Source organism: Citrobacter sp. Ce129 (genome assembly GCF_030334545.1).
GTDB classification, from domain to species: Bacteria; Pseudomonadota; Gammaproteobacteria; order Enterobacterales; family Enterobacteriaceae; genus Citrobacter; species Citrobacter europaeus.
The window spans coordinates 94,001-114,364 of sequence record NZ_JAOWDS010000057.1; the positions used below are offsets into that span (position 1 = coordinate 94,001).

Annotated in this window: 21 protein-coding genes; 5 read left to right on the forward strand and 16 right to left on the reverse strand. The window is 54.2% G+C overall.

What is annotated here, in order from left to right:
• Positions 1-188 precede the first annotated feature (188 nt).
• Positions 189-782 carry an NAAT family transporter YhgN gene (gene yhgN / locus OGV77_RS07300; RefSeq protein ID WP_003023480.1) on the forward strand — a complete coding sequence of 198 codons (594 nt, stop codon included), beginning with the start codon at positions 189-191 and terminating at the stop codon, positions 780-782.
• Between the two features lie 456 nt (positions 783-1,238).
• Complete coding sequence (locus OGV77_RS07305; RefSeq protein WP_087050801.1) at positions 1,239-1,685, forward strand: hypothetical protein; 447 nt, start codon at positions 1,239-1,241, stop codon at positions 1,683-1,685.
• A gap of 94 nt (positions 1,686-1,779) precedes the next feature.
• Here the strand turns inward: OGV77_RS07305 and gntU are convergent, their stop codons facing one another.
• The 5 genes from gntU to OGV77_RS07330 form a co-directional block, all read right to left on the reverse strand.
• On the reverse strand, positions 1,780-3,120 hold the full coding sequence (gene gntU, locus OGV77_RS07310; RefSeq protein ID WP_047408130.1) for a gluconate transporter: 1,341 nt from the start codon (positions 3,118-3,120) through the stop codon (positions 1,780-1,782).
• Positions 3,120-3,650 carry a gluconokinase gene (gene gntK, locus OGV77_RS07315; protein ID WP_003023475.1) on the reverse strand — a complete coding sequence of 177 codons (531 nt, stop codon included), beginning with the start codon at positions 3,648-3,650 and terminating at the stop codon, positions 3,120-3,122. The genes gntU and gntK overlap by 1 nt, the downstream gene beginning before the upstream one ends.
• Positions 3,651-3,791: 141 nt before the next feature.
• Entirely contained in the window at positions 3,792-4,787 is a 996-nt protein-coding gene (gene gntR, locus OGV77_RS07320) for a gluconate operon transcriptional repressor GntR (protein WP_016157654.1), read from the reverse strand.
• Positions 4,788-5,010: 223 nt separating this feature from the next.
• Positions 5,011-5,706 (reverse strand): quercetin 2,3-dioxygenase, encoded by a 696-nt coding sequence (gene yhhW, locus OGV77_RS07325; RefSeq protein ID WP_003023472.1) that lies wholly within the window; start codon positions 5,704-5,706, stop codon positions 5,011-5,013.
• Positions 5,707-5,829: 123 nt separating this feature from the next.
• Positions 5,830-6,867: an oxidoreductase gene (locus tag OGV77_RS07330; protein WP_043018598.1), complete on the reverse strand. Its 1,038-nt coding sequence runs from the start codon at positions 6,865-6,867 to the stop codon at positions 5,830-5,832.
• A gap of 416 nt (positions 6,868-7,283) precedes the next feature.
• Between OGV77_RS07330 and yhhY the strand changes: the two genes are divergently transcribed.
• Positions 7,284-7,772, forward strand: a complete 489-nt coding sequence (gene yhhY, locus OGV77_RS07335) for an N-acetyltransferase (RefSeq protein WP_019078130.1) — start codon at positions 7,284-7,286, stop codon at positions 7,770-7,772.
• Between the two features lie 46 nt (positions 7,773-7,818).
• A complete protein-coding gene (locus OGV77_RS07340) occupies positions 7,819-8,703 on the forward strand; it encodes a hypothetical protein (RefSeq protein WP_286502635.1) in 885 nt (294 codons plus the stop codon).
• A 47-nt stretch (positions 8,704-8,750) separates the two neighbouring features.
• On the opposite strand, the gene ggt is transcribed toward OGV77_RS07340, so the two are convergent.
• Positions 8,751-10,496 carry a gamma-glutamyltransferase gene (gene ggt / locus OGV77_RS07345; protein WP_286502636.1) on the reverse strand — a complete coding sequence of 582 codons (1,746 nt, stop codon included), beginning with the start codon at positions 10,494-10,496 and terminating at the stop codon, positions 8,751-8,753.
• A gap of 118 nt (positions 10,497-10,614) precedes the next feature.
• Between ggt and OGV77_RS07350 the strand changes: the two genes are divergently transcribed.
• Positions 10,615-11,055, forward strand: a complete 441-nt coding sequence (locus tag OGV77_RS07350) for a DUF2756 family protein (protein ID WP_043018601.1) — start codon at positions 10,615-10,617, stop codon at positions 11,053-11,055.
• On the opposite strand, the gene ugpQ is transcribed toward OGV77_RS07350, so the two are convergent.
• From ugpQ to livH, 10 genes are all read right to left on the reverse strand, one after another.
• The gene (gene ugpQ / locus OGV77_RS07355) at positions 11,052-11,795 is read right to left on the reverse strand and encodes a glycerophosphodiester phosphodiesterase (RefSeq protein ID WP_087050799.1); all 744 of its coding nucleotides are present in this window, start codon (positions 11,793-11,795) and stop codon (positions 11,052-11,054) included. The two genes, OGV77_RS07350 and ugpQ, sit on opposite strands and share 4 nt — an antisense overlap.
• Positions 11,792-12,862 (reverse strand): sn-glycerol-3-phosphate import ATP-binding protein UgpC, encoded by a 1,071-nt coding sequence (locus OGV77_RS07360; protein ID WP_087050798.1) that lies wholly within the window; start codon positions 12,860-12,862, stop codon positions 11,792-11,794. Before OGV77_RS07360 ends, ugpQ begins: the two co-directional genes overlap by 4 nt.
• A 1-nt stretch (position 12,863) precedes the next feature.
• On the reverse strand, positions 12,864-13,709 hold the full coding sequence (gene ugpE, locus OGV77_RS07365; protein WP_003023450.1) for a sn-glycerol-3-phosphate ABC transporter permease UgpE: 846 nt from the start codon (positions 13,707-13,709) through the stop codon (positions 12,864-12,866).
• Complete coding sequence (gene ugpA / locus OGV77_RS07370) at positions 13,706-14,593, reverse strand: sn-glycerol-3-phosphate ABC transporter permease UgpA (RefSeq protein WP_043018604.1); 888 nt, start codon at positions 14,591-14,593, stop codon at positions 13,706-13,708. The genes ugpE and ugpA overlap by 4 nt, the downstream gene beginning before the upstream one ends.
• Before the next feature lie 102 nt (positions 14,594-14,695).
• Entirely contained in the window at positions 14,696-16,012 is a 1,317-nt protein-coding gene (gene ugpB / locus OGV77_RS07375; RefSeq protein WP_043018605.1) for a sn-glycerol-3-phosphate ABC transporter substrate-binding protein UgpB, read from the reverse strand.
• Between the two features lie 248 nt (positions 16,013-16,260).
• Positions 16,261-16,542 carry a hypothetical protein gene (locus OGV77_RS07380; RefSeq protein WP_075145532.1) on the reverse strand — a complete coding sequence of 94 codons (282 nt, stop codon included), beginning with the start codon at positions 16,540-16,542 and terminating at the stop codon, positions 16,261-16,263.
• 101 nt (positions 16,543-16,643) lie between these two features.
• Positions 16,644-17,357 (reverse strand): high-affinity branched-chain amino acid ABC transporter ATP-binding protein LivF, encoded by a 714-nt coding sequence (gene livF, locus OGV77_RS07385; protein WP_087050797.1) that lies wholly within the window; start codon positions 17,355-17,357, stop codon positions 16,644-16,646.
• 17 nt (positions 17,358-17,374) lie between these two features.
• Positions 17,375-18,142, reverse strand: a complete 768-nt coding sequence (gene livG, locus OGV77_RS07390; RefSeq protein ID WP_047408088.1) for a high-affinity branched-chain amino acid ABC transporter ATP-binding protein LivG — start codon at positions 18,140-18,142, stop codon at positions 17,375-17,377.
• A complete protein-coding gene (livM, locus tag OGV77_RS07395; protein ID WP_043018609.1) occupies positions 18,139-19,416 on the reverse strand; it encodes a branched chain amino acid ABC transporter permease LivM in 1,278 nt (425 codons plus the stop codon). Before livM ends, livG begins: the two co-directional genes overlap by 4 nt.
• Positions 19,413-20,339 carry a high-affinity branched-chain amino acid ABC transporter permease LivH gene (gene livH, locus OGV77_RS07400; protein WP_043018610.1) on the reverse strand — a complete coding sequence of 309 codons (927 nt, stop codon included), beginning with the start codon at positions 20,337-20,339 and terminating at the stop codon, positions 19,413-19,415. Before livH ends, livM begins: the two co-directional genes overlap by 4 nt.
• Positions 20,340-20,364 lie beyond the last annotated feature (25 nt).

Below are 20,364 nucleotides of genomic sequence, written 5' to 3' on the forward strand. Positions count from 1 at the left end.
CGTTTTTTCCTGCAGAGATGTGTGCTGTGTATGCTAACCAGTATCCTACTGGCCTATCCTTCACCATACAAAAAGCAGCCAAAGTCGCAAGTGAAATTAATCAATGATAGCGAAGCCATCAGTAATGCGACTTATCCCGCTGCGCAAGCAAGCAGAAAGTCCGCGGTAATTATCAGGGAATTTGAGTTATGAATGAAATCATTTCAGCGGCAGTTTTATTGATCCTGATTATGGATCCGCTCGGAAATCTGCCCATTTTCATGTCCGTATTGAAACATACCGAACCAAAACGCCGTCGCGCGATTATGATTCGCGAGCTGTTCATTGCGCTGTTGGTGATGCTGATATTCCTGTTTGCGGGCGAGAAAATTCTGGCATTTCTGAACCTGCGCGCGGAGACCGTGTCGATCTCCGGGGGCATTATTTTATTCCTGATCGCCATCAAGATGATTTTCCCCAGCGCCACCGGGAATAGCACCGGACTTCCGGCAGGCGAAGAGCCGTTTATCGTGCCGCTGGCGATTCCGCTGGTCGCCGGTCCGACAATCCTGGCGTCATTAATGCTGTTGTCACATCAGTACCCAAATCAGATGGGGCATCTGGTGATTGCGCTGCTGATCGCCTGGGGCGGGACGTTCGTGATTTTGCTGCAGTCTTCGCTGTTTTTACGCCTGCTGGGCGAGAAAGGGGTTAACGCGCTGGAACGCCTGATGGGATTGATTCTGGTGATGATGGCAACCCAGATGTTCCTCGATGGCGTACGGATGTGGATGAAGGGGTAACGCACTCACTTTACGCCGGGTGGCGGCTTCGCCTTACCCGGCCTAGGGTGTTGATATGTTGCTCGTTTGTAGGCCCGGTAAGCGCTAGCGCCACCGGGCAATCAGCGCCGTGAATGTGTTTATGAGAAACACCTCAATCATTTAAGTCTCTGAAAAAGCGTATTTTCATTTCTGCGAAGCGCCTTCCGGAATGCCCTCTTGTCAGCATCACGGATAAGCATTATCTTCTCGCTGCACCTGCAAAATCAGGTGCCGGGATTGGTCCCCTGATTACCTCATTCGCGATAAAATCACTTTTGTCGTGCGACCAGTTACACCTCTATGGTGGGCTGGACGGTGGCGTCGTAAGACGCGCCGGTATCCAATGAGGCCGGTAGGACCAACTCCGTTCAGCCCGCCACCAAAAGGTTGGTCCCTTAAGGTGGCGGTAAAATTTGACTCATTGGAGGCTGCCCTATGGCAACGACCCCTCTCTTTTCACACTCTTTATTTACCCTGCCCTTTAGCCATGCCACGGACTTCACCGAGCTGGCGGATAACTGTGAGCGTTTTGTCGAAGGGCTTGTTGAATGTCATGACCCTGTTGAAAAACTGGCGATTTGTGCGCGCCTGTCGGCCTGTCTGGCACTACTGCAACCAACCTTAACGGAACCTGTACCGCAGCATCTACAGGCCAGCCTGACGGTAGAAACCTTACCGACCCGCTCTCCCCTCTTTGAACCCGAACCAGATCAGATGGGGCGTTACTGCCAACTTTTGACGCATTTACTGATGAGTAAAACGCTGTCTGACGAGATGGAACGCGTGGCGGGTGATTTACTGCAGGATTTAGTGGGCTATTTCGCCGATACGCTAAAAGCGCCGCGTTTGTTGAAAACCGAGGATGGTGTGATGGTGCTGTAAAAAAGCCGGGTAGCGCTTGCGCTTACCCGGCCTACGGTGTGGATATGTGCTCAATTCCAGGCCCGGTAAGCGCAAGCGCCACCGGGCAATACCATCAGCTCAACAGCTGGAAGGCAATCATACCGACAATCGCACCGACCGTGCCGAGGATGGTTTCCATCATCGTCCAGGTCTTCAGGGTTTGCGCTTCGGTCGCGCCGGTAAATTTACCGAACAACCAGAAGCCCGCGTCGTTAACGTGACTGACGACGATAGAGCCACCCGCGATACAGATAGACAGCGCTGCCATCTGGGCCCCGGAGTAGTTCAGTTGCTCAATCACCGGCATCACCAGACCGACCGCCGTTAAGCAGGCCACGGTCGCGGAACCCTGAATGATACGCACCGCCGCCGCCAGCACGAAGCAGGTGATGGCAATCGGCAGGCCCATGCCGGTTAATGCTTCACCCAGTGCCGGACCCACGCCGGAATCCACCAGTACCTGTTTGAACACACCGCCCGCACCAATCACCAGCAGAATAATTCCCGCCGGCTGCAGCGCATGCCCGCAGATCTCCATCACGCGGTCTTTTGGCATGCCCTGGCGAATCGCCAGACCGTAAATCGCCACCAGACACGCCACCAGAATCGCGGTAAACGGGTGACCGATAAACTCGAACCATTCGTAGGTTGAAGAACCGACCGGCACAAAGCGTGCGGCGATAGTTTTCAGGCCAACCAGCACCAGCGGCAGCAGGATAAGCGATAAACTGAAGCCAAAGGATGGCATTTTGCCTTCACCCAGATGCGGCTCGGTAATGTCTTCCGGTACGTGCAGCTCAACATAACGGCTGATGAAGTTACCCCACAGCGGCCCGGCGATAATCATGCCCGGAATCGCGGCGCACAGACCAATAAGGATCATCCAGCCAAAGTCGGCGTGCATCTGAGAGGCCAGCAGCATTGGCGCAGGCCCCGGCAGCAGGAACGCTGCGGCAGCCGCCACGCCCGCAAACAGCGGAATGACCAGCTTTACAAGGTTAGTACCGGTGTGGCGCGCCATTGAGAACGCCACGCTAATCAGCAGCACAATTGCCACCTCAAAGAACAGCGGCAGCGCGCAAATCAGACCGGCCAGGCCAATCGCGTAATGCGCGCGGCTGTGACCGAAAGATTTCAGCATTTTGACGGCAATCTGATCGACCGCGCCCGTCTCATGCAAAATCTTGCCGAACATCGCCCCCAGCGCCACAACAATCGCCAGAAAACCGAGCGTGCCTCCCATCCCTTTTTCCATGGTCGCAGCGATTTTATCGAGCGGCATACCGGAAAAGAGACCTGCACCAATGGATACCACCATCAAAGCAACGAAAGCGTGCATACGCGCCTTCATCACTAAAAACAGCAGTAATAAAACGGACCCTACTGCTGTTAAAACAAGCGTTAATGTACTCACTACTTACTGCCCTGGTTAATAACCTCAATGGTGCTGGCGACCACACCGTCCAGTGGTTGATCGATATCGACCACCAGTACATCGTTTTCATTGGCACCCGGTTCTTCCAGCGCTTCAAACTGGGTCACCAGCATCTGCGTTTTGAAGAAGTGGCCTTTACGCGCCTTCAGGCGGCTTTCGATAACGTCAAAATCCCCTTTCAGATAGATGAAAGAGAGGTTTGGATTACCGTCGCGCAGCTGGTCGCGGTAGACTTTTTTCAGGGCGGAACAGACGATCAGCGAAACTTTATTGGTCCGCTGCATCGCGAAGGCGGCGTCATTCAGCGCCTGTAACCACGGTTTACGGTCGTCATCGTTAAGTGGCTCACCGGAAGCCATTTTCATGATGTTGCTGCGCGGATGGAGAAAATCGCCATCAAGAAACGCGGCCTGCAGTTGATGCGCCACTTCGCTGGCGACAGCAGATTTACCGCTGCCCGATACGCCCATCAGAACGTAAACGTGGTGATCATGATTAGTCGTGCTCAAAGCGTTGCCCCCACTGGTACAAGAATCAGGAAATTGTTACGGGTAACTGTTATCGGTAACATTGTCCAGCCGGATAAATAGAGAAGCAATATCCATTCGTGCTCGAAGTGTATAAGTGTGAGCTACTTCAAAGTTGTTGGCTTAAATAGATCCGCCCGGTGACAAGGTGAAACCTAAATCTAACATTTTAGGTGTGACTGCTTCACCACGAATGCGCGCCAGCAGGCGCTCTGCGCCAATGCTGCCCATTCGCTCACGCGGCGTGAGCACGCTCGCCAGACGCGGCTCCATCACCTGTCCGATGTCGTGACCGTGGAATCCGGCAATCGCCATATCATCAGGGATTTTCAGCCCTAAACGCTGACATTCGAAAGCCGCCCCTACCGCCAGGTCATCGTTGGTACAGAAGACGCCATCAAGCTGCGGGTATTCACGTCGCGCCTGACGAATGAGTTCAATACCGGATGAGTAGGAAGAAGACTGCTCCACCATCACGCTATACGGCACCAGGTCAGCATCGCGCATTGCCTGCTCGTAGCCTCTCTGTTTGATGATAGTACGTTCATCAAGACGTGCGCCAAGATAGGCAACATGACGGTGCCCACGCGCGATAATAGCGGCGGTCATCTGGCGCGCGGCCTCGAAGTTGTCGAAGCCGACGGCAATATCCAGACACGGTGACTGGCTGTCCATCAGTTCAACCACCGGGATACCCGCAACCTCAATCATTTTCAGCGTACGGGGCGTATGGCTACGTTCGGTGAGGATCAGGCCATCAATATTCCACGACAGCATCGACTCCAGGCGCTCTTGTTCCATCTCAGGCTTATAGCCGTAGTGCGCGAGCATAGTTTGATAACCATGGGCGTCGGTGACGGCCTCAATGCCGCGTAGCACTTCAGCAAAAACCTGGTTAGTAAGAGAGGGTAACAGCACGCCGATCGCGCGGCTGGTGGCGTTAGAAAGGATATCAGGAGCGCGATTGGGAATATAACCCAGCTCATCAAGTGCAGCGGCAATTTTGCCCCGCAGCGCCACGGAGACCTGCTCCGGGTTACGCAAAAAGCGACTGACCGTCATTTTGGTCACGCCCACGCGGTCGGCTACATCCTGAAGTACGGGTCTTTTCTTTTTCATCGTCCTGAAGCGTTAAAAAGGGATAGATTCCCCCAGTTTACCACGGACGTGCGTGAACCTTCGCAGAGAAAAAAAGGAGTTTTTTATTGTGAGAAATACACAAAATCATTCGAGTTGCATCAAGGCGGCGACGCAGTAAATCCCCGGGAGCGTACATTAAGTACGCGACCGGGGTGAGCGAGGAAAGCCAACACAGATGCAGCTTGAAGGATGCCGTGTATTTTTAGACTGGCGGCAGGTCAAACAGTAACACTTCGCTGTCGCTGTCGGCATGAATCGAAATTGCCTGTTCATCCCAGATGGCCAGACCGTCGCTGGTGGTCGCTTTGGTGCCGTTAATGGTGACATTGCCTTTTACCACCTGGATCCAGACGCGGCGTTCAGCGGCAATTTGATGCACCGACTGCTCATCTTTGACCAGCGCCCAACGGTACAACTCCATATCCTGGTAAACTTTCAGCGAACCATCACGGGCATCCGGCGACAGCACCAGTTGTTTACCCTGGGCGGCATCGAAACGGCGCTGTTCATAGCGCGGCGTAATACCGTTTTCCTGCGGCATGATCCAGATCTGATACAGATGCAGTTTCTCAGTATTGCTCGGGTTATACTCCGAGTGACGGATCCCCGTCCCGGCGCTCATAATCTGAAACTCACCGGCCGGAACCTGCTCTTTGTTGCCCATGCTGTCCTGATGCTCCACTGCACCTTCCAGCACATAGGTCAGGATTTCCATGTCTTTATGGGGGTGAGTGCCAAAGCCCTGGCCTGCGTCGATTACATCATCGTTAATCACGCGCAGTGCCGAGAACCCCATAAAGTTCGGGTCATAGTAGTTGGCAAAAGAGAAGGTATGCCAGGAATCGAGCCAGCCATGATTAGCGTGGCCACGGTCATTAGCTTTGCGTAAATAGATCATTGTGTTCACCCCCAGATGTTTTCGATGGAGTAAGTGTGGACTCAATCCGTCTGGGATCATAGAGGGTGAAAATTGACTCCTCTGTTCAAAAAATATGAACAAGCCCAGAGGAGTCTGTGCAGGCTATTTGGCGAGGGTTATCGTGGCAGGCGTTGCCTGTTCAAAGGCGCGTTCGAGGATTTCCAGGTTGGTAAGAACTTCAGATTCCTTGACGTAATTAGGCGTACCGGCCGTCAGCGTCTGGTACAGCGCATCATAGACGCGACCGTAGTCTCCCACTTCCGGCTTCACCTCTTCTTTCACCGTGATGCCGTCATCGTTGACATATTCCAGCATTCCAATGGAATCATCGGCAGCGAAACCTGGCTCACCTGGCATGATATTGGCCTTCAGGCTGGTTTCCTGCTGGTCGATGCCGTACTTCACAAACGAGCCTTTGGTGCCATGGACGATAAACTTCGGATAGTCGATTTTCACCAGATGACTGGTTTTAACAATGGCTTTCAGGTCGCCGTAAAACAGCTGCGCTTCAAAGGTATCGTCCGGGTTCGCTTTGTTGCGTAGGCTGCGGATGTCATAGGCCACATGATCGGGGCGTCCGAACAGCGAGATAATCTGATCCATGGTGTGTACGCCCAGACCATAAAACGCGCCGTCCTGCGGCAGCCCCGGCTTGGTTTCTGCTTCGGGACGGTAGTAATCGAAATGGCTTTCAACTTCAACAATCTTGCCGAGCTTGCCGCTCTCAATCGCTTTTTTAGCGGTGAGGAAACAGGAGTCAAAACGACGATTCTGATACGGCGTAACGGTCAGTCCTTTGCTTTGCGCTAGCTCAAACAACTCTTTTGCTTGCGCAAGCGTCGGGGTGAAGGGTTTCTCAACCAGCACATTTTTACCCGCTTCCAGCGCGCGTTTGGCGTATTCAAAATGGCTGTCAGCATGGGTACAGACGATCACCAGCTTCACCTGCGGATCGTTTAAGATCTCGTCGAGGTCACTGGTGAAGTGAATATGGGAATACTGCGGCGCCTGCTCTTCCGGCTTGGCGTTGCGGCGGAAAATGTGCGCAACGTGCCAGCTATTTTTGCGATTGAGGACGTACGGCAAATGGTAGCGAGTGGTGCTTTTACCAAAACCAATAAATGCGCAGTGTAAGGTCATGAGACGATCCTTTTGAAAGTGATTGTCTACACCATAGCGCAAAGCGGCTGGAGACTGAATGTTGGATTCTTTGCCGGATGGCGGCGGAGCCTTATCCGGCCTACAAAACCCAGGTCTCAGCTGTAGGCCGGATAAGCGCAAGCGCCATCCGGCATCATCCCGGGGACAAAATGACAAGTAAGCCAGGCAGAAACAAAACCAAAAAAAAAGCCAGCGCAAGGCTGGCTAAAGTAATACTGGAAGCAATGTGAGCAATGTCGTGCTTTCAGGTTCTCCGTAGGGGTTCCCCTGAACGCAGAGTAATAATAATCATTCTCATTCGCACTTGTCTACTTCTTTTTGCAAAAAAATGCAGTTGACGGGATTTTCTTTCTCAGCGAGTGTAAATACACAATTAACCCTGCAGGAGATAAGGAATGAGTGAAATAGTGATACGCCACGCTGAACCAAAAGATTACGACGCAATTCGTCAGATCCACGCTCAGCCGGAGGTGTACCACAACACGCTACAGGTTCCTCATCCTTCCCTCGAGATGTGGCAGGCGCGGCTAACCGAGCAAGCCGGGGTTAAACAACTGGTTGCCTGCATTGACGATATCGTCGTGGGGCATCTCTGTATTGAGGTTGCGCAGCGCCCACGCCGCAGCCACGTGGCCGATTTTGGTATCTGCGTGGATGCCCGGTGGCACAATCGCGGCGTTGCCAGCGCGCTGATCCGCACGATGATCGACATGTGCGACAACTGGCTGCGCGTCGAGCGTATTGAGCTAACGGTATTTGTTGATAATGAGCCTGCCGTGGCGGTGTATAAGAAATACGGCTTTGAAATCGAAGGCACCGGTAAGAAATACGGCCTGCGCAACGGTGAGTATGTTGATGCCTACTTTATGGCACGCGTGAAATAAATTTAAGGGCGAGTCGTATCGCCCTGCTTATTGAAAGGACGCAATAGTGAAAAAGTACCTTCCCCTGGTGTTGCTGGCAACGCTCTCCCCTGCTTTTGCCACTACCGTACAAAATCTCGATTCCGTACCCAGCGCCATTCAACACCCGGAAGGCAAACAGATTTTCGCTGAGCAAATGGCGGGAGCAACACCCGCGAAAGGATTTGGCGAGCTTCCGCAGGGATTATCCGAGGACCAGTGGATTGCCTGGGTTGCGCCGAATGAGGATCCTGACAACCTGATCCTCACGGGTGCCAAAGCCTGGGGCAAAGACGGCAAATATATTGGCGTCGCTTGTTTCGCTGACAATCAGGCGGATGCCGGGCAGGCAAAGAAATACGCGGATAACACCTGTCCTGAAAACTACAGCAACGGGCGCGCTAATAAATTATATCTCGGCGTTTTTTCCTGGCAGAACCAACGGCTAACGCCGATTGCACGTTCGGAAAAACCGTTAAACCAACTCTCGGAGTGGAATAAAGCCGCCGAAAAAGAGAGCGATGATGAGTCCATCAGACCGCTGGCTTATTATACAAAACTGGATCTGGCACCGTACCGGATCGCCCCCGAAACCCTGGCGTTCGGGGTGCGTGGTGGATACTCTGATGCGTATTCCGGCGGCGTCGCATTTTACGAAGTGCTGGAGCTCTATGCGATCAAAGACAACAGGATAATCAACGTGTATTCCGACCTTGTTTATCAATATACGGACATCGCCGGAGACTGGAATAAAGACGGCACAAGGCAGCACGACATCAGCGAAAGTAAGTACATTCTCAAAATGCGCTCGGCAAAGACGCACGGATTTTATGATTTAGAACGCGTTAACCTGCAGGATAAAAGCAGCCAAATATTCCGCTGGTCTGAGTCACTGCAGGGATATGCGCCATAACCAACCAGTCAGGCCTACACCACTTAGAACGCTGTAGGCCATTATTCTTAGTATCCCGCCGTTAAATCATCCACGGAACGCGGGTCAGACGCGCCATACAGTGCGCCATCCGGTCCAACCATAATGCTCTGCGTGCTGCCCATCGCCTCTTTCAGCGCGACTTTCTGACCTTTTTGCTCCAGCAGCTTGATTGTATCCGGGCTAAAGCCCTTCTCGATGCGCAGTTCATCCGGTAACCACTGATGATGGAAGCGCGGCGCGTTGGTCGCTTCGGCGACGTTCATCCCAAAATCAATGCTGTTGACAACCATTTGCAGCACGGTTGTGATAATTCGACTCCCGCCAGGGCTGCCGGTAACCAGCCAGGTTTTCCCGTCTTTTACCACGATAGTCGGTGACATCGACGACAGCGGGCGCTTCTTCGGCCCAACCGCGTTAGCATCGCCGCCCACCAGTCCATAAACGTTTGGCACGCCCGGCTTAGCGGAGAAATCATCCATTTCATTATTGAGCAGGATACCGGTGTTACCCGCCACGATGCCGGTCCCGAAGGTGGTATTCAGGGTATAGGTCACCGCCACGGCATTGCCGTCTTTATCCACCACCGAGAAGTGAGTGGTCTGGTTGCTTTCATACGGGGCGAGCTTGCCTGGTTTGATCTGGCTGGAAGGCTTAGCCTTGTTGATATCAATTTGATCCGCAAGCGTTTTAGCATAGGCTTTGTTGGTCAGTGCCTGCCACGGCACTTTCACAAAATCCGGGTCGCCCAGATACTCTGAACGGTCGGCGTAAGCATATTTCTCCGCTTCAGCCATGACCTGCATGGCGTCGGCGCTGCCAAACCCGTACTTCTTCATGTCGAAGTTTTCGAGAATATTGAGGATCTGCACGATGTGAATACCGCCAGAGGACGGCGGCGGCATGGAGAAGACCTGATACCCGCGATAGTCACCGCTAATCGGCGTACGCTCCACGGCTTTATAGCTGGCTAAATCCTCTTTGGTCATCAGCCCGCCGTTCTTCTGCATTTCCCCGGTAATCTGATCGGCAATCGCCCCTTTATAAAACGCGTCCGGACCGTTCTCGGCAATCATCTCGAGGCTTTTCGCCAGATTCTTTTGCACCAGCTTGTCGCCCTTTTTCAGCGGCTCGCCGTCTTTCCAGAAAATGGCTTTGCTGTTCTCGTGATTAGGGAGCACTTCGCTGCCATAGGTTTTCAGATCGTCGGCCAGCGCATCGTTAACCACAAAGCCTTCTTCCGCCAGCTTCATTGCCGGGCGCACCACTTTGTTCAGCGGCATCGTGCCGTATTTCTCCAGCGCCAGCGAGAAACCCGCCACGGTACCCGGCGTACCGGATGCCAGATGCGACGTCAGCGACTTTTTCGCATCGGCGTTGCCCTGCTCATCGAGGAACATGTCACGGGTCGCGCCAGCAGGCGCCATTTCACGAAAATCGATCGCGGTGGTGTTACCGTCTTTAGTACGCAGCAGCATAAAACCACCACCGCCCAGATTGCCCGCCTGAGGATGCGTTACCGCCAGCGCGTAGCCAACGGCCACGCCGGCATCGATGGCATTCCCCCCCTGTTTCAGAATGTCCACCCCAACCTGGGTGGCCAGCGCATCCACGGAGGCCACCATCCCCTGTTGCGCGCGCACAGGATGGAACACATCTTCCTCAACACCGTAGGATACCGGCGGTGGCGCAGCCGGCGCGGCAGCAACGCTAAAACAACTTCCTGAGAGCAGAGCAGCAATGGCTACCCGGCGTAAAAACGTCGGTCTTATCATCGTTATTCTCCAGATGTATGGGGGTCGGCCCCCAATAAGCCTGGTGCATAACTCTGAAATAATCATCGTAACGGCGAGAAAGGAGTAAACTTAAACGATCCCCGAGAGGAGAAAAGCGATGAAACGACTCTTACTTTTAGCCATGCTGTTGCCGTTTGCAGGCTTTGCACAGCCTATCAACACCATGAATAACCCGAACCAACCCGGTTATCAGATCCCGAGTCAGCAGCGTATGCAGACGCAAATGCAATCGCAGCAGATTCAACAGAAAGGGATGCTCAACCAGCAGTTGCAAACGCAGACGCGTATGCAGCAACAGCATATGGAAAACCAAATCAACACCAACTCCCAGCGAGTCCTTCAGTCTCAGCCTGGCGAGCTGAATTCCGGTCAGCAACAGATGCTGTCCAACAGCAACGGTGGGATGTTGAGTGGAACCCGTAACCCGGACAGCTCTCTGAATAAGCAACATATGCTGTCAGAGAAAAAGAACGGCGACATGCTGAAGCCCTCCAGCACGCCGCAGCCTAACGTTCCGTTAAAAACGATTGGACCTTAACAGGGCTGGAAATCCGGACCAATCGTATCAATAGCATCGGTACAGATACAGTCCACGCCCCAGCGCAGCAGTTCCGCCGCGCGCTGGGGTCGGTTGACGGTATATACCAGAATACGTAGCCCCGCATCGCGCAGCGCATCCACGCGAGCTTCATCCAGCAGTTTGTGATTAAGATGAATAGAGACGCAGCCAAGCCGCGTTGTCAGCTCACGCCAGTCTTCGCGCCATTCATCCAGCAGCAAACCTCTCGGCAGTTCAGGCACCGCCTGCTGCGCCGCTTCAAGCGCATCAATTTCAAAGGATGACAACAGTGGTGGCGTCATTTCCGCCCACAGTTCCCGCGCGGCCAGCGCCACGACTTTGCCGGTTAAGGTTCCGGTGCCGGTTGTGGGTTTAATTTCAATATTCGCCATCATACCGTGCTGACGGCAGCGCTCGGCCACTTGCGAGAGCAGAGGCAGCGGTTCACCTTTAAACTCACCGCTAAACCAGCCGCCGGCGTCCACGCGCAATAAATCTTGCCAGTTCAGCTCGCCTGCCACGCCCCAGCCGTTACTGGTTCGCTCCAGGTTGTCGTCATGCAGCAAGAAGATCTCACCGTCTTTCGACAATTTAGCGTCAAACTCGATCATGGTATGCCCGTATCGCGCCCCCACGTCGATCGCCGCCAGGGTGTTTTCCGGTGCCAGCTTACCGCCGCCACGATGGGCGACAATATGGGGGTAAGGCCAGTAACTCATACGCGTTGTCCTGTTTCGCCATCAAAAAGATGCAGATGATTTTCTGGCAGATGCAGCCACAGCGTGCTGCCTGCCGTCGGGCGATGCTGATGCGCCAGTCGCACCACCAGCTTTTGCTCACCCCAACGTCCATGTGCCAGGTTATCCGCTCCCAGCATTTCCAGCGTGTCGACGACCAGCGGCACGCCGCCTTCGGCCTGCGAGCTTAGCGCAATATGCTCCGGGCGGATACCCAGCGTCATATTACGCCCACCAGACACTCTGGCGCTTCTGCCGATCGGCAACGTCATACCGTCGTCAAGCTCAAAATGGGTACCCGCGGCGCTGATGTGCCCGTCCAGCAGGTTCATCGCCGGGCTGCCGATAAAACTCGCCACAAAGCGGCTGGCTGGCTTTTCATACACCTCAACCGGCGTACCTACCTGCTCGGCAATGCCTTTGTTCATCACCATCACCCGCTGGGCGAGCGTCATCGCTTCAACCTGATCGTGCGTCACGTACAGCGAAGTGGTTTTCAGGCGGCGATGCAGATGTTGTAACTCGAGACGCATCTGTACGCGCAGCTTGGCATCGAGATTGGAAAGCGGTTCATCAAACAGGAATACCGCCGGGTCGCGGACAATCGCCCGCCCCATCGCCACGCGCTGGCGCTGTCCGCCGGAAAGCTCGCGCGGACGACGCTTGAGCAGTTCACCCAGCTCAAGAATACGCGCCGCCTCTTTCACCCGTTCGGCAATATGCTCCTTACCCATCCCGCGGATTTTCAGCCCCCAGGCCATGTTTTCTTCCACGCTCATATGCGGGTAGAGCGCGTAGTTCTGAAAGACCATCGCAATGCCGCGATCCTTCGGCTCCATCTCGGTAACCCGCTTATTATCAATCCAGATATCGCCGCCGCTCACCCGCTCAAGCCCGGCCACCATCCGCAGCAGCGTAGACTTGCCGCAGCCGGATGGCCCAACCATCACGATAAATTCCCCGTCCGCGACGTCCAGCGTCAGCGGTTTAATCACCTGGGTTTTGCCGTCCCAGCTTTTGGTTACTGCCTGTAGTTTGAGTCCTGCCATTTTATTTCTCACTGTCCACTAAACCACGTACAAACGCGCGCTGCATGGCTAACACGATGATTACCGGAGGGATAAGCGTTAGCAGCATGGCTGCCATTACCTGATTCCATTGGGTGGTACCTTCACCGGTGGCAATCATGCCTTTGATACCCGCCACCGCAGTGCCCAAATTGACGTCGGTAATAATTAACAACGGCCACAGATACTGGTTCCAGCCGTAGATAAAGGTGATAACGAACAGCGCCGCCAGGTTGGTTTTTGACAGCGGTAGTACGATATCGCGGAAAAAACGCATCGGTGACGCACCGTCAATACGCGCCGCCTCAACCAGTTCATCCGGCAGGGTCATAAAGAACTGCCGAAACAAGAAGGTCGCAGTAGCCGATGCCATCAACGGCAGCGTCAGACCCGCATAGCTGTCGAGCATTTTCAGGTTGGCGATAACCTCCACCGTCGGGAAAATACGCACCTCAACCGGCAGCATCAGGGTGATAAAAATCATCCAGAAGAACAGGTTGCGCAGCGGAAAACGGAACCAGACGATGGCGAATGCGGAGAGCATAGAAACGGTGATTTTGCCTACCGTAATACTGAACGCCATAATGAAACTGTTGAGCATCATCAGCCAGAACGGCGCGCTATTGACGCCCACGCCGTTGACCCAGATGTATTTCATGTTTTCCAGTAGCTGTGTGCCGGGCACCAGCGTCATCGGCGTTTCAAACACCGCTTTGTTGTCCAGCGTCGCCGCGACAAACGCAACGTACAGCGGAAACAGGATCACCATGATCCCCATAATCAACATGGCATGGCTGAATATTGTTAGCCCACGACGGTTCTCAATCATTGGTAACGCACCTTACTTTCCACATAGCGGAACTGCACCACCGTCAAAATAATGACCAGGAACATCAGCACCACCGATTGCGCGGCCGAAGCGGAGAGATCCAGCCCAACAAACCCTTCGCGATAGATCTTATAAATCAACGTAGTGGTCGCCTGTACCGGGCCACCCGCCGTGGCGGCATCGATCACCGGGAAAGTATCAAAGAAGGCATAAACCAGATTCACCACCAGCAGAAAGAAGCTGACCGGGGCTATCAGCGGCAACGCCAGCTTAAAGAAGCGGCGAACCGGCCCTGCGCCATCAATCGCGGCGGCCTCAATCAGCGACCGCGGAATAGACTGCAGTGCGGCAAAGAAGAACAGGAAGTTGTAACTAATCTGCTTCCAGACCGACGCAAACACCACCAGGAACATCGCCTGACCGCTGTTTTGCGCATGGTTCCAGTCATAGCCAAACTCACCGAGAAAATGGGTAATCAGTCCGCGTCCTGGGTTAAACAGGAAGATCCACAATACGGCGGCGACGGCGGGCGCGACGGCATAAGGCAACAGCATCAGCGTCTGGTAAAAACGACTGCCACGCACCACGTAATTCACCAGCGCCGCAAAAAACAACGACACCAGCAGACCGCTTACCGTGACGAACGTACTGAACTTAATGGTGGTCCAGAACGAATCAAGGTAGTACGGGTCATGAAACAGCGCGACAAAGTTCTCCAGTCCGACAAACTGGCTGGAAAGACCAAACGGATCAACGGATTGCAACGAATACCACAGCGCTTCACCGGCGGGCCAGATAAAGAAAATAACGGTGATAACCAGCTGCGGAGCCACCAGCAAATAGGGAAGCCAACGCGAGCGGAATACCGGACGGGATGAAGACATGTAGACTTTTCCTGGAAGGTGCCGGATGGCGGTGCAGGCACCTTATCCGGCCTACAAACGCTGTAGGCCTGATAAGCGCAGCGCCATCAGGCACTTATACACTTAAGACTTGGTCGATTGCTCAAAACGACGCAGTAACTGATTGCCACGTTCAACGGCGGTATCCAACGCCTGCTGCGGGGTTTTCTTCCCGGTCCAGACGCTTTCCAGCTCTTCATCCACGATAGTGCGGATCTGCGGCATGTTGCCCAGACGCAGCCCTTTGGTGAACGGCAACGGCGGCTTGTTCAGCATCTGGCGAGTGGCGATATCAGCCCCTGGGTTCTTATCATAGAAGCCCTGCTCGCGGGTCAGGTCGTAGGCAGCAGTGGTGATGGGCAGATAGCCGGTCTTCTGGTGCCATTCGGCAGCAATTTCAGGCTTCGCCAGGAAGTTGAGGAACTGCGCCACGCCTTCGTAAGTTGCTTTGTCTTTACCCTGCATAACCCACAGGCTGGCCCCACCGATAATCGCATTCTGCGGTGCGCCCTTCACGTCGGCATCGTACGGCATCATTCCGACGCCATAGTTGAATTTAGCGTAGTGACGGATGTCAGCCAGAGAACCAGAAGAGGCGGTGGTAATGGCACAATCCCCGTTATAGAACTTCTCGGTGGACTCATCTTTACGCCCAAAGTAGCTGAAATCCCCTTTTTTGTTCAGCTCTTCCAGCAGGGCGATATGTTTCACCTGTTCCGGTTTATTGAACTCCAGCACCGCGTCAGTACCGTCAAAACCGTTGTTTTTGGTTGCTACCGGCAGACCGTTCCAGGCGCTGAAGTTTTCAATCTGAATCCATCCCTGCCAGCCGCTGGCGTAACCGCACTTCATGCCTGCGGCTTTCAGCTTCGCGGTGTATTCCGCCAGATCCTGCCAGGTTTTCGGCGGCTGCTCCGGGTCTAAACCGGCTTTTTTGAAGGCATCTTTGTTGTAGTACAGCACCGGAGTGGAGCTGTTAAACGGCTGGGAGAGCAAGTGCCCACTTTTAGAGTCGGTGTAGTAACCGGAAACGGTCGGTACGAACTGAGACTCATCGAAGTTAATGCCGGCCTCTTTGAAGACTTCATAGACCGGTTTAATGGCTTTCGAGGCCATCATTGTTGCCGTACCCACTTCATAAACCTGCAACAGCGCAGGCGCGTTTCCGGTACGGAAGGCGGCAATACCTGCGCTCAGGCTTTGCTCGTAGTTGCCTTTGTACTGCGGAACAATTTTGTAGTCGGGATTGGCGGCATTAAAACGTTGCGCCAGTGAGTCAACTTCTTTACCCAGTTCGCCTTCCATTGAGTGCCAGAACGGGATAGTGGTGACCGCCAGTGCCTGACCTGCAAATGCCAGGCTAAGTGCCAGTCCTAAAGCTGTATGTCGTAACGATATCATCGGTTATCTCTCTTGTTGTGCCGGATGCGCGATATCACGCGTTTTATGCTCGCGGGGGTAACATGACATGCTCGAATGACAGAAAAATAACTTTTTTATTACAAAAAAAAGATAGTAAGGCGACAAACAGATGGCAAGGCGGTGAAATCGTAGTGACAGGAAAATGCGGGGTGGTGCACAACAAAGCCGGATAGCGCTATGTCTTACCCGACCAGGATGATGTTATCTGTTACTGCCAGCAAGGAACATTAATCTTTACGCCAGCGTCGTTCATATTCATTCTGTAAACGCTGCTGTTCACGCCGCTCGCGTTCGCGCTGGATATCCGATTTCTCATCTTCCCAGCCCGGACATACTGAGCTGGTGAAGACTTCGCAGGGCGAGTTGGACTGCGCTAACGGGTTGTCCGGTTTCTCTTCCCAGATTGATGGGTCGCGCGGGTCGAACGCTGGCGGCGCTGAGGCCAGGGTATTTAATGAAAGCGTCAAAAACAAACTACCAATCATCATGCAGGTACCTGAACGAATCATCCTTTCTCCATGTTCATTTTTATTATTGATAACTATTCTCAATAATAACATAGAGCAATAAAAAGGGGCCACAGCGGGCCCCTTGTCTATTCAGAGAATGGTTAACCGCCCAGATACGCGCTGCGCACCGCTTCGTTAGCCAGTAACGCATCACCGGTGTCTTCCAGCACCACATGACCGTTTTCCAGCACGTAGCCGCGATCGGCGAGCTTCAGTGCCTGGTTAGCGTTCTGTTCAACGAGGAAGATGGTCATCCCCTGCTCGCGCAACTGCTCGATGGTGTTAAAAATCTGCTGGATGATAATCGGTGCCAGACCCAGCGACGGTTCATCAAGCAGTAGCAGCCTCGGCTGGCTCATCAGCGCACGACCTATCGCCAGCATCTGTTGTTCACCGCCGGACATCGTTCCCGCACGCTGAATTCGACGCTCATGCAGGCGAGGAAACAGGTCATACACCCATTTGATGCGTTCCTGAAACTGGTCCTTTTCGGCAAAGAAGCCGCCCATCGCCAGGTTCTCTTCGACCGTCATGCGGGAAAACACGCGACGCCCTTCCGGAACAATCGCGACCGCTTCGCGCATGATTTTCGCCGTCTGCCAGTCGGTAATGTCTTTACCATCAAAGACAATTCGCCCGCTGGTCGCACGCGGATCGCCGCATAACGTACCGAGCAGCGTGGTTTTTCCCGCGCCGTTGGCGCCAATCAGAGTAACGATTTCACCCTGGTTGATATACAAGCTGACATCGTGCAGCGCCTGTATCTTGCCGTAGTGGGCGCTGACTTTGTCGAACGATAACATCACGTTATCCATATTATGCCTCGCCCCCATTATGCTTCTCCTAAATAGGCGCGGATAACATCCGGGTTATTACGAATCTGTTCCGGCGTCCCGTTCGCCAGCGGCGTGCCCTGGTTCACCACGTAAATACGGTCGGAAATCCCCATCACCAGCTTCATATCGTGCTCAATCAACAAAATGGTAGTGTTGTGATGGTTACGCAGTTCAGCAATCAGCTCGTCCAGTTCTTTGGTCTCTTTCGGGTTGAGGCCTGCGGCGGGTTCGTCGAGCATCAGGATTTCCGGCTGGGTCACCATGCAGCGGGCAATCTCCAGACGGCGCTGATCGCCGTAGGCCAGGTTACTGGCCTGCCGGTTGGCATGCTCCAGCAAACCAATACGCGCAAGCCAGGTGGCGGCGCGATCCAGTGCTTCACTCTGCGCGCGCTTGAACGACGGAGTTTTCAACAGACCGGAGAAGACACCGGTTTTCAGCTGCTGATGTTGCGCCACCAGCAGGTTTTCAATCACCGTCATTTCGCGAAACAGACGCACGTGCTGGAAAGTACGCACCACGCCCATACGCGCGATTTGCTGACCCGGCAGCCCTTCCAGGTGCTGGTCGCGCAGCTTAATCGTGCCGCCGGTCGGCTTATAAAAACCGGTCAGACAGTTAAAGACCGTGGTTTTCCCCGCGCCGTTTGGCCCGATTAACGAGACGATTTCCTGCGGACGCAGTTCCAGTTCAACGTTGTTTACCGCCAGCAGACCGCCGAAGCGCATCATCAGGCCGTTAACGGATAATAATGGCTGACTCATGCCTGCTCTCCTTTCGCTTCCCCGTTTTTCAGCTTCAACTGCGGACGGGTCATCGGCAACAAGCCCTGCGGACGCCAGATCATCATCAGTACCATTAAACCACCCAGCATTAACATGCTGTATTCGTTGAAATCACGCATCAGTTCGCGTGACACCACCAACAGGATAGCCGCGAGGATCACCGCAAACTGTGAGCCCATTCCGCCCAATACCACAATCGCCAGCACAAAGGCCGACTCGGCAAAAGTGAACGATTCCGGGCTGACAAAACCCTGGCGCGCAGCAAACAGCGTACCGGCAAAACCCGCGAACGCAGCGCTGATGGTAAAGGCGGTCAGCTTGATGCGCGTAGGGTTTAAGCCCAGCGAGCGACAGGCAATTTCATCTTCACGCAGCGCTTCCCACGCACGGCCCAACGGCATACGCAGCAGACGGTTGATGACAAACAGCGAGAAGACCACCAGCAGCAGCGCCACCAGATAGAGGAAAATGACGCGGTCAGACGGATCGTACTTCACATTAAAGAAGTTGCTGAAAGTATCCCAGCCGCCTTCACGGGCGGTACGGCTGAACTCCAGACCGAAAAAGGTGGGTTTCGGGATCTGGCTGATACCATTTGGGCCACCGGTCACTTCGGTGTTGTTGAGCAGCAGGATACGGACGATTTCGCCGAAGCCTAACGTCACAATCGCCAGATAATCACCGCGCAGGCGCAGTACCGGGAAGCCGAGCAGGAAGCCCGCAGCAGCGGAAACCAGCCCTGCCAGCGGCAGACAGGTCCAGAAGCCGAGTCCGTAATAATGGTTCAGCAGTGCGAAGGTGTAAGCGCCGATGGCATAAAAGCCGCCGTAGCCCAGCACCAGCAGACCGGAAAGCCCCACTACCACGTTTAAGCCGAGGCCGAGGATGATATAAATCATCGTCAGCGTGGCGATATCCACCGTTCCGCGCGACACCATAAACGGCCACGCCACGGCAATCACCAGCAGCGCCACCAGGAACAGCTTCTGTTTAACGGTGGAGCCATCAATCGCCGGCAGAATAAACTTCGGTCCGGAGACGCTCTTCAGCCCCTTCTGGAAAGCAGGACGCAACAGTTGAAAGAGAAAGACCACGCCAGTGCCGATAAATACCCACTGCCAGCGGATATCCGCAGCGGTATCCACCACCAGTTTGGTGCCGTCAAGTTCCAGTTGAACGCCCATAAAGACGCCCGCCAGAATGAAGAACATAGCGGCGGAAAGCAGCGCCATTGCAAAATGCATCGGTTTCATACTTTCTCTACCTCCGGGCGACCCAGAATACCGGTCGGCATCACCAGCAGCACCAGAATCAGCAGCGCGAACGACACCACGTCTTTGTATTCGGTACTCAGGTAAGCAGAGGAGAGCGCCTCGGCAACGCCCAAAATCAGGCCGCCGATCATCGCCCCAGGAATGCTGCCGATGCCGCCCAGTACCGCCGCGGTAAAGGCCTTCATCCCGGCCATAAAGCCGATGTACGGGTTAATTACCCCGTAGAACTGACCGAGCAGTACGCCCGCTACCGCCGCCATTGCCGCGCCAATCACAAAGGTCAGCGCAATCACGCGATCGGTGTTAATACCGAGCAGGCTGGCCATCTTCAGATCTTCCGCGCAGGCACGACAGGCGCGACCCATACGCGAATAGCGGATAAACAGCGTCAGCGCCAGCATCGCGAGGAAGGTTACAATCCAGATAACCGCCTGCATGGTGGTGATGGAAGCAGAGAAGTTTTCACTACTGCCAACAGTCCACTGGCCGTTGAACAGGCTGGGCAGCGCCACATCACGCGAACCCTCGGTGAGGCTGACGTAGTTTTGCAGGAAGATAGACATCCCGATGGCGGAAATCAGCGCAATCAGGCGCTTGGAGCTGCGCACGGGCCGATATGCCACGCGTTCAATACTCCAACCGTAGGCGCTGGCAATCACAATCGCGCCAACGAAACCCGCCGCGACCAGTAGCCAACTGGAATCAATACCCATCATCATTAGCGCAGCGATGATCATAAAGGAAACATAGCTGCCGATCATATACACCTCGCCGTGGGCGAAGTTGATCATGCCGATAATGCCGTACACCATCGTATAACCGATAGCGATCAGCGCGTAGGTGCTTCCCAGCGTGACGCCGTTAAACATCTGCTGCAAGAAATAGAGGAACTGCTCGGACATAAGGTAACCTTTCTTAACCCGCCCG

Excerpts from the sequence above, each read along its gene's own strand:
- yhgN (WP_003023480.1), top strand. The coding sequence starts at position 189 with ATGAATGAAATCATTTCAGCGGCAGTTTTATTGATCCTGATTATGGAT.
- OGV77_RS07305 (WP_087050801.1), top strand. The coding sequence starts at position 1,239 with ATGGCAACGACCCCTCTCTTTTCACACTCTTTATTTACCCTGCCCTTT.
- gntR (WP_016157654.1), bottom strand. The coding sequence starts at position 4,787 with ATGAAAAAGAAAAGACCCGTACTTCAGGATGTAGCCGACCGCGTGGGC.
- yhhW (WP_003023472.1), bottom strand. The coding sequence starts at position 5,706 with ATGATCTATTTACGCAAAGCTAATGACCGTGGCCACGCTAATCATGGC.
- OGV77_RS07330 (WP_043018598.1), bottom strand. The coding sequence starts at position 6,867 with ATGACCTTACACTGCGCATTTATTGGTTTTGGTAAAAGCACCACTCGC.
- yhhY (WP_019078130.1), top strand. The coding sequence starts at position 7,284 with ATGAGTGAAATAGTGATACGCCACGCTGAACCAAAAGATTACGACGCA.
- ggt (WP_286502636.1), bottom strand. The coding sequence starts at position 10,496 with ATGATAAGACCGACGTTTTTACGCCGGGTAGCCATTGCTGCTCTGCTC.
- OGV77_RS07350 (WP_043018601.1), top strand. The coding sequence starts at position 10,615 with ATGAAACGACTCTTACTTTTAGCCATGCTGTTGCCGTTTGCAGGCTTT.
- ugpQ (WP_087050799.1), bottom strand. The coding sequence starts at position 11,795 with ATGAGTTACTGGCCTTACCCCCATATTGTCGCCCATCGTGGCGGCGGT.
- OGV77_RS07360 (WP_087050798.1), bottom strand. The coding sequence starts at position 12,862 with ATGGCAGGACTCAAACTACAGGCAGTAACCAAAAGCTGGGACGGCAAA.
- ugpE (WP_003023450.1), bottom strand. The coding sequence starts at position 13,709 with ATGATTGAGAACCGTCGTGGGCTAACAATATTCAGCCATGCCATGTTG.
- ugpA (WP_043018604.1), bottom strand. The coding sequence starts at position 14,593 with ATGTCTTCATCCCGTCCGGTATTCCGCTCGCGTTGGCTTCCCTATTTG.
- ugpB (WP_043018605.1), bottom strand. The coding sequence starts at position 16,012 with ATGATATCGTTACGACATACAGCTTTAGGACTGGCACTTAGCCTGGCA.
- OGV77_RS07380 (WP_075145532.1), bottom strand. The coding sequence starts at position 16,542 with ATGATTCGTTCAGGTACCTGCATGATGATTGGTAGTTTGTTTTTGACG.
- livF (WP_087050797.1), bottom strand. The coding sequence starts at position 17,357 with ATGGATAACGTGATGTTATCGTTCGACAAAGTCAGCGCCCACTACGGC.
- livG (WP_047408088.1), bottom strand. The coding sequence starts at position 18,142 with ATGAGTCAGCCATTATTATCCGTTAACGGCCTGATGATGCGCTTCGGC.
- livM (WP_043018609.1), bottom strand. The coding sequence starts at position 19,416 with ATGAAACCGATGCATTTTGCAATGGCGCTGCTTTCCGCCGCTATGTTC.
- livH (WP_043018610.1), bottom strand. The coding sequence starts at position 20,339 with ATGTCCGAGCAGTTCCTCTATTTCTTGCAGCAGATGTTTAACGGCGTC.